We start from the raw sequence: 15,467 nt of genomic DNA, 5'->3' as shown, positions 1-15,467 counted from the left end.
CCGATGCTCACCGCACTGCGTAAACGCCTGGACCGACCGCTTGATAGCTACAACAAGATCTGGCTGGGCACTATCGCGCTGGCCGTTGTCGGCGCGATCTTGGCCACCGCCGCACTGTTGCAAGGCCTCGATCTGGGCCGTGGCGCCTATCGTGCCGAGTTCGCACAGGCAGCACAGCTGCGCTCTGGCGACCGGGTAACCGTCGCCGGCATCACGGTTGGTGAGGTGGACAGAGTCAGCCTTACCGGCGACAGGGTGCGTGTTGATTTCAAGGTGGACAACGGTGTCCACCTGGGCCGTGACACCCACGCCGCGATCAAACTCACTACCCTCCTCGGATCTCGCTACCTGGAGCTGTCTCCCGCCGGTCCGGGTCGTCTCGATCACGCCACCGTCAAGTTGGACAACACTTCGGTGCCCTACAACCTGCAGCAGACCCTTGCCGACGCCACCACGACTTTCGATCAGATTGACGCCGACCAAGTGGCCCAGTCTCTGACGACCCTGTCGAGCAACCTCGACGGCGTACCCGAAGCGCTGCCACAGGCCTTGAAGAATTTGAAGTCGCTCTCGACTGTCATCAGCACTCGTCGCGACCAGCTACATACGCTTTTGGCCAGCACGGACAGCCTATCCGCGACCATCCGCGACCAGAAGGCCAACCTGGGTGCGCTCATCGTGCGCGGCCGAGATCTGCTTGGTGAGTTGGCATCCCGACGTGCTGCGTTGCAGCGATTGTTCAGCAGTGCCACCGCACTGGTCGACACCCTGAACAGGGTACTCGGTGATCAACCCGGGCTGAACGAGCTGATCAACAGCATCAAGGATCTCGCCCACATGGTCAGCTCGCACGACGGCCAGTTCCGAGCCCTGCTACAGGCGCTGCCGATCCCGATGCGCAACATCGCCAATGCGACCGGCAGCGGCACCGCGGCGGATGCGACTTTGCCGGCCGGTCCACTGGTCGATTCCTGGATGTGCGCCATCAGCGGTCGTGCCAAGCAGTTCAACCTGGTCGAATACTTCAAGGACTGCCAATGAGCCGCCGAATATTCATCGCATGCACAGTAGTTGTCATCAGCTGTGTGGCCGCTGTCGCGATGGTGATGGTGCGGCAGGGCGGCGCCCAACCCCTCGTGGTCACAGCACAATTCGAGGACACCATCGGCTTGTATGAAGGCAACGCCGTGTCGGTGCTCGGCATCCAGGTCGGCAAAGTGACCAGAATCGTGCCCAAACCCACATACGTCGAGGTGACGTTGGAGCTCGATACCGGCGTTGATATCCCTGCCGATGTTCAGGCAGTCACGGTGTCGACTTCGATTCTCACTGACCGCCATATTGAACTCACTCCGCCCTACCAGGGCGGTCCGAAACTGCGTAGCGGTGACCTTCTGCGCCTGGGCCGCACGCGAACCCCGGTCGAATTTGACCGCACCCTGGCGATGGTCGACAAGCTCTCGAGCGCGCTAAAAGGGGACGGTCACGGTGGCGGTCCGATCGCGGACCTCATCGCCATCGGAGACAAGATGACATCCGGCAACGGCGCGGATATCAAGTCGACCCTCGACCAACTGTCCAAGGCTCTGCAGTTGGGGTCGGACGGCGGTGCTCAGAGCAGCAAGAACATCCAAACAATCGCGCGCAACCTAGCCGATCTCACCGCCGCCGCGTCCAACAACGATACCGCTATCCGTGAATTCGGATCCGACGTCCGCCAACTCAGCGACATCGTAGCCGACGAGCACCTCGGTACAGGTACGACCGGACGACAACTCAACGAAATCCTCACGAGAGCAGCGGATCTCTTGGAGAAGAATCGCGAAGGACTCAAAAGCACTGCGACGGATTTCACCACCGTCACCCGCGCGGTCGTCGACTATCGCCGCGAGCTCGCCGAGTTCTTCGACGTCGCACCACTGGCAATCAACAACGTCTACAACACGATCGACTCCGACACCGGCACAATCCGCGTGCACGCGTTGGCCGACAAGCTCCTGTTCGACAGTCAGTTCGGTAAGGAAGTGTGCAACCTGATCGGTAAGAAGCAACTCGGTTGTGCCACCAGCACATTACGCGACTACGGACCCGACTTCGGAGTCACCGGAATGTTGGAACTGATGGCAGGAGTGCAACGATGACGGCGCGCTGGAGTCGGTCCCGGCGGGTAGTACGCTGCGGAATTGCGGCCGGAACGTCCATGCTGTTGTCTGGCTGTGGCATGGGCCTGGAATCATTACCGCTTGCGGCCCCGAGTGGCGGAACCGCTTCGTACGTCGTCACCGCCGCATTTACCAATGCCCTGAATCTGCCGGCAAAGGCAAAAGTGCGCCTCAACGGTGCCGATATCGGAGAAGTCGAGTCGATCCGAGCGCACAATTTCGCTGCGTACGTCACGATGCGGATTCGCTCCACCGTTACATTGCCTGTAGACAGCACAGCTCAATTGCGCTCGGCAACTCCCCTGGGAGACCTATTTATTGCCGTCAAGCCTGGCCGAGCCGGCGCTAAGCCGCTGCCAGCGGGGGCCACGATACCGATCGAGTCGACCAGTGGTGGTGCCACCGTCGAGGAAGTACTCAGTTCGGCGGCTCTACTGGTCAATGGTGGCGTCATCAAGAACATCACCACATTGCTCAATGGTGCCGGAACGGCCATCGGCGGACGCGGCGCCGACGTTGCAGCGTTGCTCAATAATTCGTCTGCGCTGATCTCGCGACTCAATGCGCGTTCGAGTGAGGTTCAATCGGCATTGGACGCGACGTCCGAACTGGCTAAAGTCCTATCTGCACATCAAGATACCCTCAATGCTGCGCTTGCCGCCGCGGCGCCGGCCACCGGCGTTGTCCTCGACAACATCGGACGGATCGCCGACCTGACCGATGCCGCAGCACGGATCACCCGTCAGCTCTCGCGGTTTCCGTCGCTGCGGGGCACCGATACGCGCAGCTTGATCGCCGACCTCAACAAGTTGTCGGCAGCGTTCAACGACATCAGCCTCGACCCGAATCTGTCGCTGACGCCACTGAATCGCCTGCTACCGATCGTCCTGAAATCGACGGCCTCGACATCGTTGCGCGGAACCGGAGAAATTGTCCAGCTCGCGCTCGGCTCGCTGCCCGACAAGAACTTTCCCGGCGATCCGATGATGCACGGTCCCGACGGGACCGACTGGCACGCCATGATCGGCAGCCTGCGCTATGAATGGAATCTGCTGCTGGGCAAGATTTACGGACCTCGGCAATGACCCGGCGCCAATCGTACGCATCGAAGGCCGGGCGCTCGATCATCAACGGCGTCGGAGCATTGGCCCGCCGCCGAAGGCTCGTCGCCGTCATCGGGCTGGTAATGACACTTGTCATCGCCACCATCTACGTGGTGTTTGTCGGTCTGAGGGTCAATCCGCTTCGTTCGCAATATGCAGTCACCGTGATCCTTGGCGAGTCCGGCGGACTGCTGGCGAACCAAGATGTCACGCTGCGTGGAGTACCGATTGGACGTGTGCAGGCGGTCAACATCACCGGCAAAACCGTTACCGCAGTTGCCGAAATCGACACCGGCGTACAGATTCCGCAGGACACTGTCGTCCGGGTCTCGGCCTTGACCGCTGCCGGCGAGCAGTACCTGGATTTCCGCCCCCGCCGAGACAGCGGACCGTACCTGTCGAACGGCAGTACCGTCGCGCCAGCAGATGCGACTATTCCCGTGCCGTTTTCGCGGTTGCTCGACCATGCCGAAGGCGCACTGGACCAAGTCGACCCCGACAAAGCCGCGACCATCATGCGCGAACTGCGGATGGGACGCGACGGACCACGCAAGTTGTCCGCCATTGTCGACGGTGGCACGTTCCTGATCACGACTCTCGATTCGGTGCTGCCCGAGACAGTCGGCATCCTGCGGAACAGCCGCACCGTCCTGACAACCATCGCCGAAGTTCGTGATGGGCTGAGCCACACAACCACTGATCTCCGCAATATCCTCCGCGGCGTCAACCGCATGGACAATGGCTATCGCCGTTTCGTCGATTCGGGCACTGCGCCACTCAAGCAGCTGGACGCTGTAATCGCCGACAACTCGGACACCATGGTGCAACTGCTCGGCAATCTCACCACCATCGCCCAGCTGTCCTATGTTCGGGTCCCAGCACTCAAGGCCCTGTTCCCAGACACCCGTGGTTCCATGCTGGAAGCAGTATCCGGCATTGTCCGTGACGGCGGAATATGGGCACTCGTCGATCCCTACCCCCGGTACAGCTGCGACTACAAGCTGCCACGGCACCCACCTTCACAGGCGGACTACCCAGAACCGTACCGCTTCACCTACTGCGACAACCCCGACCCAGCGGTGCTTATTCGCGGCGCTCGCAACGCCCCCCGACCACCCGGTGACGACACTGCAGGCCCGCCACCGGGATACGACCCCCTCGCGAAAACTGATCCGACCCCCGCGGGGCCCAACACCATCCCACTGCCGTACGGCGGCCCGCCGCTGCCATACGAGCCACCCCGCTAGACCGACGATGGCCAGGAGGCTACCAATGTTCAACCGTTCAGAAACCAAAGACGTTTTCGACCGGATGCTGGCCGAAAACGGCATCGCCGATACCACAAGCGCAACCCCAGCTGGCGTGGCTGACGGCGCACCCCGCGAACCGCAACTGAGCGATAACAACGACGATGAGGTCGACGAGCCGTCGCCGGCTGACGGCATCCGGGCCGACGACACCGACGGAACCGAGGAAGAAGCCGACCCGGCGCAACGTGACCGACTGCAGTCCAGGAGTAGACGAATCGCGCGAACGGCACTGCTCGGCATTGCGGCTGTTTTCGTTTGTACTGCAGTGGGATTGGCGACATTCTTTGGGTGGCAGCTGAAACAACAGCACGACATCGCTGCGGCCGCCGCCGCAGCTACCAACGCCGCCAAATCCTATGCCACCGCACTCACCAGCATCGACAACACCAAAATCGACCAGAACTTCGCCCAGGTACTCGACGGTGCCACCGGCCAATTCAAAGACATGTACAGCCAATCAGCCGCTCAACTACGCCAGCTGCTGATCGACAACAAGGCTGTCAGCCACGGCACGATCGTCGATGCGGCCGTCAAGACAGCAGCCAAAGACAAGGTCGAAGTGCTGATCTTCGTTGACCAATCGATCAGTAACAGCACAAACCCGCAACCGCGCATCGACCGGAGCCGCATCGCCATCACGATGGAGCACCTCGATGGACGCTGGTTGGCGAGTCAGGTCGATGTCAAATAGCGTCGCTGCCCGGGGTAACCCGAAGAGTACTCGAGGCATCGCAATCCTCGTGCTTGCGGCCACGGGGTGGCTTCTCGGTGCAAATTCCGCTCACGCATTGGGTAGCGGCTGCACTACTGTGCTGGGCAGAAACTGGACGGGCCCGGACGGAGTATGCGTGGCAGCCATTTCGTCGGTGCGCGGCGCGGAAACGGTTCTGTCGGTGAAGTATCCGAATGATCTACTCAACGCACCAACCACCGGTGCGCCGATGCTGGCCTATCTGCACGGCCTTGCGAACAGGTGGCAGCAATCCGGCGCTGAGATGGTCCGAGATAGCGACTACCACCTCGACTATCAGACGTTCAGCCATGGAACACTGAGATCTATTGTTTTCCAAGAGTTTTGGCAGACCGTCGGAAACCCACCCAACGACGCATACCGTACGTTCACGTTCGACGAAGCGCACGGCCGGATGCTCAGTCTCGCGGACCTGCTCAAACCCGGAGCAGACCCGAAGACCACGCTGCCCCCACTGGTTCGGCCGTACTTGACCGACGCCCTGAATCAGGCGGCGCCACCACACGAGCCGGGCACGTATCCGTTCACCACTGACAAGTTCGAACCACAGCCCGACGGGTCCGGGTACGCGGGCGACTACCGTGCCTTCGCGCTGACCCCCGACGAGTTGATCCTGTATTTACCTGACGCGCCTATGGCTCACGAAAACCCCTGGCCCCGAGACCGATTTGTCTGGTCGATGGACGGCGGCGCTGTGCAGGTTCATGTTCCGCTCAGCGCACTGACGCCGGTCCTCGCCGTATGACCGGCCTGCCCGTCATTTCGCCCGCGACTCGAGGAGAAGCATGACGATCACCGTGGCGGGCGGTCTGATACAGCTTTCTGGCTCTTTGGCGTTGTCGCCCTTATGGATTGACCTGATCACCATCCCGCTGTTCAGTGCTGCAGCCGGAGTTCTGGTCAACTGGTCGGGCATCTTCATGCTGTTCAGCCCGGTGAACTTTCACGGCGTGTATCTACCGGGAGTGAAGACGCTGTTTCCGTTTCTGCCGCGCCGAATCCAAGTTCTGCCGCTATGGGCTCCCGGCGGCATCATTGGCTACCAGGGCTTCATCCCCGCGCGCGGGGAAAAAATGGCCGCGATGGTGGTTCACAACGTCGTGTCGAAAATCGGCACCCCCAAGGACTTTGTCGCCGAGTTCGCCGAAGCGTCCGTGATCGCTCACCTTGTCGACTTGGTCAATGCTGATCTCCGACCACTCGTCACGCGGGTGATGGAGAGCGAGCACCCTGAGCTGTGGTCGCAAATGTCGCCCGGGATCAGAGACATGCTGATCGGGCGTATCGAAGCGCGGATGCCCTGGATCGCCGCCCGCGCGGTCGAAGAAGGCGGGGACAACGCCGACCAACTGCTGGACCTGCGCCTGCTGGCAGTACGAGTCCTCACGGATCGCCTCGACATCCTCAATGACGTCGCCAAGAAACTGGCGGGACCGGAGATCCGGCTCATGATCCGAATCGGTTTGCTCGGACTACCTTTCGGGCTGTTGCTGGTTCTGATCCTGCACTCCTACCGGGCCGTACCGATTTTCAACCACATCCCCAGCGCACTGGTGATCATCGTCGGCGCCATGCTGATCGGAATGACAGTCAACCTCATCGCCATCAAAGTGGCGTTCGAACCAGCCGAGCCGGCTCCGCGATATCGCTACCCGTGGCGCCAAGCCAGCCTGGCCAAACGCCAGAACGACGCTGCGGAAGACTTCGGCCAGATGCTGGCCAATGACATTCTCACGATCGACAACATCACCCGCGAACTGCTGCATGGTCCTCGCGGCGATCGCACCGCAAAATTCATAGAGCACCTCGTCGCCGACGAAGTCGACCAGATTCTCGGCGTCCTCAAGAAGTCAATCCAAATCGCCGTGGGGCCAAAAGAATTCCAGGCCGTCCTCGATTCGAGCTCCGCAGTTGCTGCCGACTACACCACCACGCTCGTGGGCAAAGACGAAGCGTTCATGACCGAGCAACGCGCGCGGATCGCCCAATTTGGAACACAGAAACTGCGGGCACTGCCGGCAAAAGAATTCGTCGACGTCATCTACGCCATGATCGAACAGGATGCATGGCTGCTCTACGTACACGGCGCAGCTCTGGGTGCCCTCGTCGGAATAGCGCACATCGCGCTGTTCGGAGCGTGACACCATGACCGGTGGTCAATCATCCCGACGGCTACGGCCAGAATCGTTACGCGACAGGTTGGTTCGCGCCGCCGGCGACGCAGCCAAGATCGCCGCCAGCCCGGTCGACGCTGTCAGCGCCGCCCGTGTGGCATCCGGGTCTGTGTTGCGTGCCGCCGAGACTGTCGCCAAAGCCACGTTCGACGCCGCGGAGATCGCTGCCAAGCTGACCTTGGGCGCCGCTGAGCACCTCGCCTCGGCAGACGCCCTATCCAGCACGGTCGCCGCGGTTACCCTGCGTGGAACACCTACTCTGCGTGACCGCGGGGACCAACTCCTCAACACGCCTTGGGGCTCAGACGATCACGCCCGACCCCGACAACCGTCGTTCGAGCGCATCCTCGACGAACTCACCAGCGACGAAGCCCGGATTCTTCGCTTCCTCGCCGTCGGCGGCCCGCAGCCATCCATCGATATCCGCACCAACACACCCTTCGGAGTAGGCTCCGAACGCCTGGCCGCAGGCATCTCCTTCATCGCAGACATGGCCGGGTGCTCCTGGCCAACCCGCAGCCGCGAATACCTCGGCAATCTCGAGCGCCTGGGCCTGATCCGCTTCTCCACCGAACCCGTCGATGACTTCCGGCGGTACTACCTGCTGGATGCGCATCCCGACGCCGTGGCGGCCACCAGCGACGCGGCTCGCACGATCGCGGTCTACCGCAGCATCTATCTCTCGGTCTTCGGAGAGCAGTTCTGCACCGAGTGCTTCACCACCAGCGGCTACAACGCGGGCGGGTGGGCGATCCACAACCCCACAGACGTCTACTGGGGCAAAGGTCCCCGCAAAGCGCGCCGCCACCGCGCGCGGAACTGACGGCATCGCGAAATCCATGCAATCAGCCGCACCGCATCGCGTACTGCGAGACCACAAGTCGGACTGACGAATTGATACCCGCTGCAAGCGGGGGCCGCCCGCGGCATGACCAGGTTCCGAGCGACTGCCGTCCAGTGCTCGGCGGTCACGGCGGCTACATGAGTTTTCCGCGCATAGTTGACGAGTTTGCTCGCCGCCGGAGTGTGTGTGCGCTTCACTCTGAGGCAGAAGTCGGCTAATGTACTGTCTTACTGACAGGCACTGATTGAGGAGGAAAGCAATGGCGCTTGAATCGATCGAGGTAGACACGACCGTGCAACCCGAAGGTGTGCGCCCGTGGCCGGCGCGCCTGAGCGCGGCATCGGAGGCAGGATCGGCGATGATCGACTACCTGCTCCCGCACGCGCGACGGGAGTTCCTGACCGGGTCCGGGCCGTTCGGTGATGTGAACCGCTGGGCGGGTGCTGTGTCCCGGGTCGACGAGCCCGCGCATGCGGTGCTGCGCGCGAACGCGCGAACGTCGGGCCTGGCTCGTCGGCAATTCGAGCAAGCCGTGGAGCACGGGATCGAATCGGTGACTGACCCGGTGCCCGAAGTGGTGGAGTTCTTCGAGACGGTGGACAACATTCCGCCGGGCATCGACTTGGATTTCGCACAAGACGGGATGATCCCGTTTCGCCGCATCGATCCGATCAACGGCATCGGCGGACTGTGGTACATGTTCGGATTTGTATTCGGTGCAACAATGCCGAACGCCTCGCGCTCGATGGCGACTGGGCGGGTCAGTGTGGACTCCACCAAGCGGATGGTGGAATCGGGTGTCTTCGCCAAAGAAGCGATGACTCTGGGCGGCCTGGAGCGCTTCGGGCCGGCGACGAAGTCAGCCTGTCGACTGCGTCTGGTCCACGCTGCGGTGAGCATCTCGCTCAGCCGCAAGGGCGACTGGGACGAGGCTGTCTATGGAGCGCCGATCTCACTGGGCGACACGCTCGGCGCTTCGATGCTCGGCGTCCCGTTCGTCGCGCTGGCGGCGCAGCGACTCGGCTACCGATTCACCGATCGCGAACTCGAGGCGATGGCGCAACTCGGAGCGATGTTTGCCTACCGTATGGGGACACCGGTGGATCTGTTGCCGGTGACCTGGGCGCAACAACGCCACCTGGTCTATCTGATCCTGCGGACTTCGGTGTCTGGCATCGACCCGGAGTCGACGCGCAAAGTGTTGGACTCGTTGAACAACCATGAGAGTTTGGGCAAGACAGGGACGAAGCTGTTCAACAGTTTCGCGTACGGGTATGCGCGGCTGATTCTCGGCGAAGAGTTGTGCGATGCCGAGGGTGTGCCGGACTCGCCGTTCAAGCGGGTGATCCCGATGCAGCGTCCACTGATTTCCGCGTGGGAATCTGTACGGGTGCATGTGCCCGGAGCGAATCGGTTAACCGATCGCGTCGCGAACTGGATCTGGGAAGATCTCTTCAGCCGTCTGTTCGCGCAAGCGGAAGGGACATCGTCGGCCGACCAGTTCAACGCTGTTGTAGACGAGAGGATAACCGCGTGACATCGCTGGCTGACGCCAGTGGCTGGCTCCTGGCGTCAGCCGGCGAAGAGCTGGACCCCTACGGCGAGCGCATTCTTGAGGCGGCACATGCCCGCTTGTTGGAGTTCGGGTTACGCAAGACCTCGCTCGCCGATATCGCGTCGTCGGCGGGGGTATCCGAGCGAACGCTGTACCGGCGGTTCGCAGATCGGGATGCGTTGCTGCGCACGCTGGTCGGTCGCGAAATTTCGGCGTTGATGACCCGCGTCGACAACGCCCTCGCGGGGATCGACGACGACGCCGAGCGTTTGGTGACGGCCTGCGTGGTTTTTGCGCGAACGCTCCGTGAACATGATCTCCTGCAGCGGCTGTTGACCACTGATCGCGACACAATCCTGCCCATGCTCACGACCGATGCCGGACCGATCCTCACGATGGCGCAGATGTGGATTGCGGGCGCGGCCGGCGATGCGGAGCTCATCGCGGACCGGGACCAGATCGCCGAGTTGCTGGCTCGAGTAGCCCACTCGCTGGTGCTGACTCCGACTACTTCGCTGCCGTTCCAGGACGACGAGCAGGCCGCGGTACTTGCGCGCACGCTGTTCGTCCCGCTGGTGACCGGCAGGCGCGCGACGGCGTGACCGCGGTACTCGATCCTGGTGCGGCGGCATTCATCGGTGAGCTCCGCCGCAGCAACGCGCCGCGAATAACTGGCGGGACACCAGAGCGGGCACGGGCATTGCAAGTGGCGTTCTCGCGCAGATTCGGCATGGAACCAATCGGCCTCACCCGTATCGAGGACGTCGTCGTCCCGACGACTACGGGTGGCATCCCGGCACGCCTATACGGCAATGTTGTCGAAGCACGAGCGTTGGTGGTCTACCTGCACGGTGGAGGCTGGGTGCTCGGCGGTATCGACGAGGCCGATCCGTTCTGCCGGCTGCTCGCCCGTGACGCCCGAGTCGCTGTGCTGAACGTGGAGTATCGGCTGGCACCGGAGGCACCACATCCGGCGGGGGTGGAGGATGCATGGTCGGCGGTGTGCTGGGCTGCCTCGACCCTTGCGCCGTCGATACCGCTGATCATTGCGGGCGACAGCGCCGGCGGGAATCTGGCGGCTGTCGTGGCTCAGCGTGCACGACTGCACCGTTCGCCCAACATCGCCTTGCAGGTCCTGCTGTATCCGGTATTGGACTGCGATCTGGACACGGACTCCTACCGGCTGTTCGGGGACGGCTTTCTGTTGGACCGTCGCGACATGGAGTGGTTCTTCAACCACTACGTGCCTGACCCGGTCGCCCGACGAGACCCGCGCGTATCGCCGCTGCGCGCGGCAGACTTTCGAGGTCTAGCGCCCGCGCTGATCGTGTTGGGCGGTTGCGACGCGCTGCTCGACGAGGGGCTCGCGTATGCGGCGCGGCTCGCTGAATCGGGAGTGCAGACTACGGTACGTCGCTATGACGGGATGCCACACGGGTTTCTCAGCATGCCGCGCGCCATCCCAACGGCGCTCCACATCGCCGGCGACGTGGTTGCTGATGTCGGCAATCACATTGCTCACCAATGAATTCGGACGGTAGAACTCATCCTGCCTCGACCTTCAGCAGCACAGATAGGGACGGAGGCGCCCGGGCGCGCTGATGGCACTCGACGACAAAACATGTCAACATCGTCGCGTGGCAACGGTAGTCCGGCCTTTTCGTGGCGTCAGCGCAGAGGACAGGCTCGCCCAGCGCCGCGCCATTCTTCTGGACGCCGGCCTCGACGAGATTGCTGCGGTCGGTGTTGCCGGATTGCGGATGCGGTCGGTGTGTGAGCGCTCCGGGCTGGTTCGGCGCTACTTCTACGAGCAGTTTCCCAACCGCGATGATCTAGTGCTGGCGTTGTTCGATGACATGATGCGCAAGATCGCCGAACGCATGATGGCAGAAACTGAAGGGGTGCCACTTGACCTGCACACCCGCGCTTGCGTGGCGATGGACCAGTTTCTCGGTGTCTTCTTGGACGATCCGCGCCTGATCCGTCTGTATGTCGAGGCCGCGAGTAGCCCGCTGCTCGCGGCGGCCCGGGCGGCGGCCATCAGCCGAAGTGTCGATTTCGCCTCTGGCCATGTGAGGGCCGTTCTCGGCGAGCTCGACGAAGACACGCGTGTCCGGATCGATACCGCGATCCGGGTGATCGTGATCGGCCAGGCGGACGTCGCAATGGCCTGGCTCCGAGGCGAAATCGCGTTGTCAGGCCCTGACTACGCGGAACTGGTCGCACATGCCTTTGTCGATGCCATATCTGGAGTCCACGCCCGCAGCACGCGCTGACCGCCGAACGAACTACATAGCTCGCACTCGCAGGCAGGCAGGACGGCCGTTGCGCTCTCCCGCGGGTCAACGGCCATCCCGCTGTCCACTCGCTACACGCGTAGTGAGGTCGGCACTTCGAATCGCCTGCCGTACGCGGCGGCGAGTTCGTCTGCCCGTTTGACGAACGCGGCCTGGCCACCACCGGGATAACCGACGATGAACTGATGGACCCCGCCGGTCCAGGCGGGGTACCCGATACCGAAGATTGAGCCGATATTTGCATCGGCGCTAGCCGTCAGCACGCCCTCGTCAAAGCACTTCTGCGTTTCGATGGCTTCGATGAACAGTAGCCGGTCGATCAGGTCCTGCAGTGGCGCACGGGGGTCGGCGGTTGTACTGAAATGCTCCCGCAGCCCTGGCCACAGCGCCAGGCGCGTTCCCTGCTCGTCGTATTCGTAGAAGCCGGCATGTTCGAGTCGCCCGGGGCGTCCCTGCGCGAGCATGTAGTCAACGACCTGTAATGCTGGGTGCGGTTCGGAGCCCATCGTGGTGTCGCCGCTGCGGGCCGCTTCCAGGGATTCGTGGGCTACCTTTTGCATGAGCTTCAGATTCAGTTCGTCGGCCAGCTGCAGTGGTGCGGCGGGGTACCCGGCCTGTAGGCCTGCCTGCTCGATGGTTTGCGGATCGATACCCTCGAGCAGCATGGCGATGGCTTCGTTGCCGAAGGTGCCGATCACCCGAGAAGTGAAAAAGCCGCGGCTGTCGTTGACCACAATCGGGGTCTTGCGGATCGCCAGAACATAGTCGAATGCCCGCGCGAGAGCCTCGTCGGAGGTCTTCTCGCCCTTGATGATCTCGACCAGCGGCATCTTGTCGACCGGAGAAAAGAAATGGATCCCAATGAAGTCCTCTTGGCGCTTGACTCCCGCGGCCAGACCGGTGATAGGCAGCGTTGACGTGTTGGAACCCAACAGTGCGTCTGGAGCGACGATGTCTTCAATTTCGGCGAACACCTTGTGCTTGAGCTCGGTGTTCTCGAAGACGGCTTCGATCACGAAATCGACGCCGTTGAAGTCGTTCACGTCGGCAGTCGGCGTGATACGGTCCAGCACCACTTGCGATTTGCTTTCGGTGGTCGTGCCCCGGCCGATCAGCTGCGCCTCACGCTTCGCCGAGTAGTCCTTGCCCCTCTGCGCGGCTTCGACCGTAACGTCCTTGAGCACGACTTCATACCCGGCTTTGGCTGAGACGTAGGCGATACCAGCACCCATCATCCCGGCGCCGAGAACGCCGATCTTCTTGATATCGCGCTTGTCGATTCCGTCGGGCCGCGACCCACCATTGTTGATCGATTGCAGGTCGAAGAAGAAGGCCTGGATCATGTTCTTGGCAACGGGACCAGTCAGCAGATGCACGAAATACCGCGACTCGATGAGCGACGCATTGTCGAAGTCGACCTGTGAACCTTCAACCGCGGCCGCCAGGATCGCCTGGGGCGCAGGCATGTTCGCGCCCTTGAGCTGTTTGCGCAGATTGGCTGAGAATGCGGTCAGATTGCTGGCGAATGCCGGGTCGGCGGGCGAACCGCCGGGCAGCTTGTACCCTTTCACGTCCCACGGCTGGACCGAGCTCTCGGGGTTGGCTTTGATCCACGCCTTCGCAGCCGGAACGAGTTCGTCGACCGAGTTCACGATTGCGCTGACCAGCCCGACTGATTGCGCCGCGGCAGGGGAGTACTTGGTGCCCTGTAGCAGTACCTGAGTCAGCGCGTTTTGTATGCCGAGCATGCGCACCGTGCGAGTGATGCCGCCGCCGGCGGGTAGCAACCCAAGGGTGACTTCGGGCAGGCCGATCTGAACGCCCTTGATATCAGCGGCGATGCGGTGATGACACGCCAAGGCGAGTTCGAGCCCACCGCCGAGCGCTGACCCGTTGATGGCGGCGACCACCGGTTTGCCGAGGGTTTCCAGCCGACGCAGTGCCGCCTTCGCTGAGGTGAGCTGGTCCATGATCGCTTGGGCATCGGCGGGCCCGGTTTTCATCATGTTCTTGAGGTCACCGCCGGCAAAAAAGGTCTTTTTCGCCGAGGTGAGCACGACGCCGGCGATGTCGTCGCGTTCGGCCTCTAGTCGGGCCACCGTGGCGGTCATCGAACTGAAGTACAGTTCGTTCATGGTATTGGCGCCCTGGTTTGGGTCGTCCATGGTCAGCGTGACGATGCCGTCGGCATCTTTGTCCCACGCAATCATGTTGTCTGTCATCGGTTTTCCTTTCAAACTCGTTCGATGATGGTGGCCACGCCCATGCCGCCGCCGATACACAGCGTGATGAGGGCACGCTTGGCGCCGCGGCGCTCGAGCTCGTCGACCATGGTTCCGGTGATCATGGCGCCGGTGGCGCCCAGCGGGTGGCCCATCGCGATGGCGCCACCGTTGACGTTCAGCTTCTCGTCCGGGATGTTCAGGTCCTTCTGGAACTTGAGCACCACCGAAGCGAAGGCCTCGTTGATTTCGAAGAGGTCGATGTCGTCGACCGTCAGGCCGGCCTGCGTCAGCGCCTTATGTGCAGCGGGGGTGGGCCCGGTCAGCATGATGGTCGGATCTGCGCCGGTGATCGACGCAGCGAGCACGCGGGCGCGTGGGGTGAGCCCCGAAGCTTGGCCCGCTTCCTTTGACCCGACCAAAACCAGCGCGGCACCGTCGACGATGCCGGAGCTGTTGCCGCCGTGATGGAGGTGGTCGATCTTCTCAACAAAGTGATAGCGCTGCAGCGCGACCGCATCGAATCCGCCCAGTTCACCCATCGCGGCGAACGATGGGGTCAGCTTGGCGAGGTCCTCGAGCGTGGTCCCCGGACGCATGTGTTCGTCGTGATCAAGCACGGTCAAGCCGTTCAGATCCTGCACGGGCACAACCGACTTCGTAAAGTAGCCGCCGGACCACGCCGCAGCCGCGAGCTCCTGCGAGCGTACGGCATAGGCATCGACATCGGTCCGTGTGAAGCCTTCCATCGTGGCAATCAGGTCAGCCGAAATACCTTGCGGAACAATGTAGTTTTGATACGCGGTCCATGGGTCGGCGAACATGGCTCCACCGTCGGAGCCCATGGGAACCCGCGACATCGACTCGACGCCGCCGGCGATAACCAGTTCATCAAAACCCGCCCGCACCCGCGCGGCGGCCATGTTGACCGCCTCGAGACCCGATGAGCAGAAGCGGTTGAGCTGCACGCCACCCACCGTGTCGGGAAGCCCGGCGGCCAGGACGGTGGTCCGTGCGATGTCGGCACCTTGGTCGCCAACCGGGGTCAC

14 protein-coding genes are annotated in these 15,467 nt (G+C 62.4%); 12 read left to right on the top strand and 2 right to left on the bottom strand.

The genetic code is table 11. The features are described from left to right. Positions 1-3 precede the first annotated feature (3 nt). The 12 genes from VXD91_RS21775 (at position 4) to VXD91_RS21720 (ending at position 12,175) form a co-directional block, all read left to right on the top strand. A complete protein-coding gene (locus tag VXD91_RS21775; RefSeq protein ID WP_346416386.1) occupies positions 4-1,041 on the top strand; it encodes an MlaD family protein in 1,038 nt (345 codons plus the stop codon). Next, positions 1,038-2,141, top strand: coding sequence for an MCE family protein (locus VXD91_RS21770; RefSeq protein ID WP_346416463.1), 1,104 nt, complete (start codon positions 1,038-1,040; stop codon positions 2,139-2,141). The genes VXD91_RS21775 and VXD91_RS21770 overlap by 4 nt, the downstream gene beginning before the upstream one ends. After that, complete coding sequence (locus tag VXD91_RS21765) at positions 2,138-3,247, top strand: MCE family protein (protein ID WP_346416385.1); 1,110 nt, start codon at positions 2,138-2,140, stop codon at positions 3,245-3,247. The genes VXD91_RS21770 and VXD91_RS21765 overlap by 4 nt, the downstream gene beginning before the upstream one ends. Beyond that, entirely contained in the window at positions 3,244-4,512 is a 1,269-nt protein-coding gene (locus VXD91_RS21760) for an MlaD family protein (RefSeq protein WP_346416384.1), read from the top strand. Before VXD91_RS21765 ends, VXD91_RS21760 begins: the two co-directional genes overlap by 4 nt. A gap of 25 nt (positions 4,513-4,537) precedes the next feature. Then, positions 4,538-5,266, top strand: a complete 729-nt coding sequence (locus VXD91_RS21755) for a hypothetical protein (RefSeq protein ID WP_346416382.1) — start codon at positions 4,538-4,540, stop codon at positions 5,264-5,266. A 157-nt stretch (positions 5,267-5,423) separates the two neighbouring features. Continuing rightward, a complete protein-coding gene (locus VXD91_RS21750; RefSeq protein WP_346416381.1) occupies positions 5,424-6,071 on the top strand; it encodes an RsiV family protein in 648 nt (215 codons plus the stop codon). A gap of 40 nt (positions 6,072-6,111) precedes the next feature. Next, a complete protein-coding gene (locus tag VXD91_RS21745) occupies positions 6,112-7,467 on the top strand; it encodes a hypothetical protein (protein WP_346416380.1) in 1,356 nt (451 codons plus the stop codon). A 58-nt stretch (positions 7,468-7,525) separates the two neighbouring features. Beyond that, positions 7,526-8,323 (top strand): Abi-alpha family protein, encoded by a 798-nt coding sequence (locus tag VXD91_RS21740; RefSeq protein WP_346416379.1) that lies wholly within the window; start codon positions 7,526-7,528, stop codon positions 8,321-8,323. 280 nt (positions 8,324-8,603) lie between these two features. Further along, positions 8,604-9,881 (top strand): oxygenase MpaB family protein, encoded by a 1,278-nt coding sequence (locus VXD91_RS21735; RefSeq protein WP_346416378.1) that lies wholly within the window; start codon positions 8,604-8,606, stop codon positions 9,879-9,881. Then, positions 9,878-10,501, top strand: a complete 624-nt coding sequence (locus VXD91_RS21730; RefSeq protein WP_346416377.1) for a TetR family transcriptional regulator — start codon at positions 9,878-9,880, stop codon at positions 10,499-10,501. The genes VXD91_RS21735 and VXD91_RS21730 overlap by 4 nt, the downstream gene beginning before the upstream one ends. After that, positions 10,498-11,427: an alpha/beta hydrolase gene (locus VXD91_RS21725; protein ID WP_346416376.1), complete on the top strand. Its 930-nt coding sequence runs from the start codon at positions 10,498-10,500 to the stop codon at positions 11,425-11,427. The genes VXD91_RS21730 and VXD91_RS21725 overlap by 4 nt, the downstream gene beginning before the upstream one ends. A 73-nt stretch (positions 11,428-11,500) precedes the next feature. Beyond that, positions 11,501-12,175, top strand: coding sequence for a helix-turn-helix domain-containing protein (locus tag VXD91_RS21720; protein ID WP_346416374.1), 675 nt, complete (start codon positions 11,501-11,503; stop codon positions 12,173-12,175). Positions 12,176-12,267: 92 nt separating this feature from the next. On the opposite strand, the gene VXD91_RS21715 is transcribed toward VXD91_RS21720, so the two are convergent. Both VXD91_RS21715 and VXD91_RS21710 read right to left on the bottom strand, forming a co-directional pair. Next, positions 12,268-14,418, bottom strand: a complete 2,151-nt coding sequence (locus VXD91_RS21715) for a 3-hydroxyacyl-CoA dehydrogenase NAD-binding domain-containing protein (RefSeq protein ID WP_346416373.1) — start codon at positions 14,416-14,418, stop codon at positions 12,268-12,270. Between the two features lie 11 nt (positions 14,419-14,429). Continuing rightward, positions 14,430-15,467: acetyl-CoA C-acetyltransferase (locus VXD91_RS21710; protein WP_346416372.1), on the bottom strand; the 1,038-nt coding region annotated here is incomplete at its 5' end.

The organism is Mycobacterium sp. SM3041 (assembly GCF_039668335.1).
GTDB lineage: Bacteria > Actinomycetota > Actinomycetes > Mycobacteriales > Mycobacteriaceae > Mycobacterium.
This window is presented reverse-complemented; position numbering and strand designations above follow the sequence as displayed.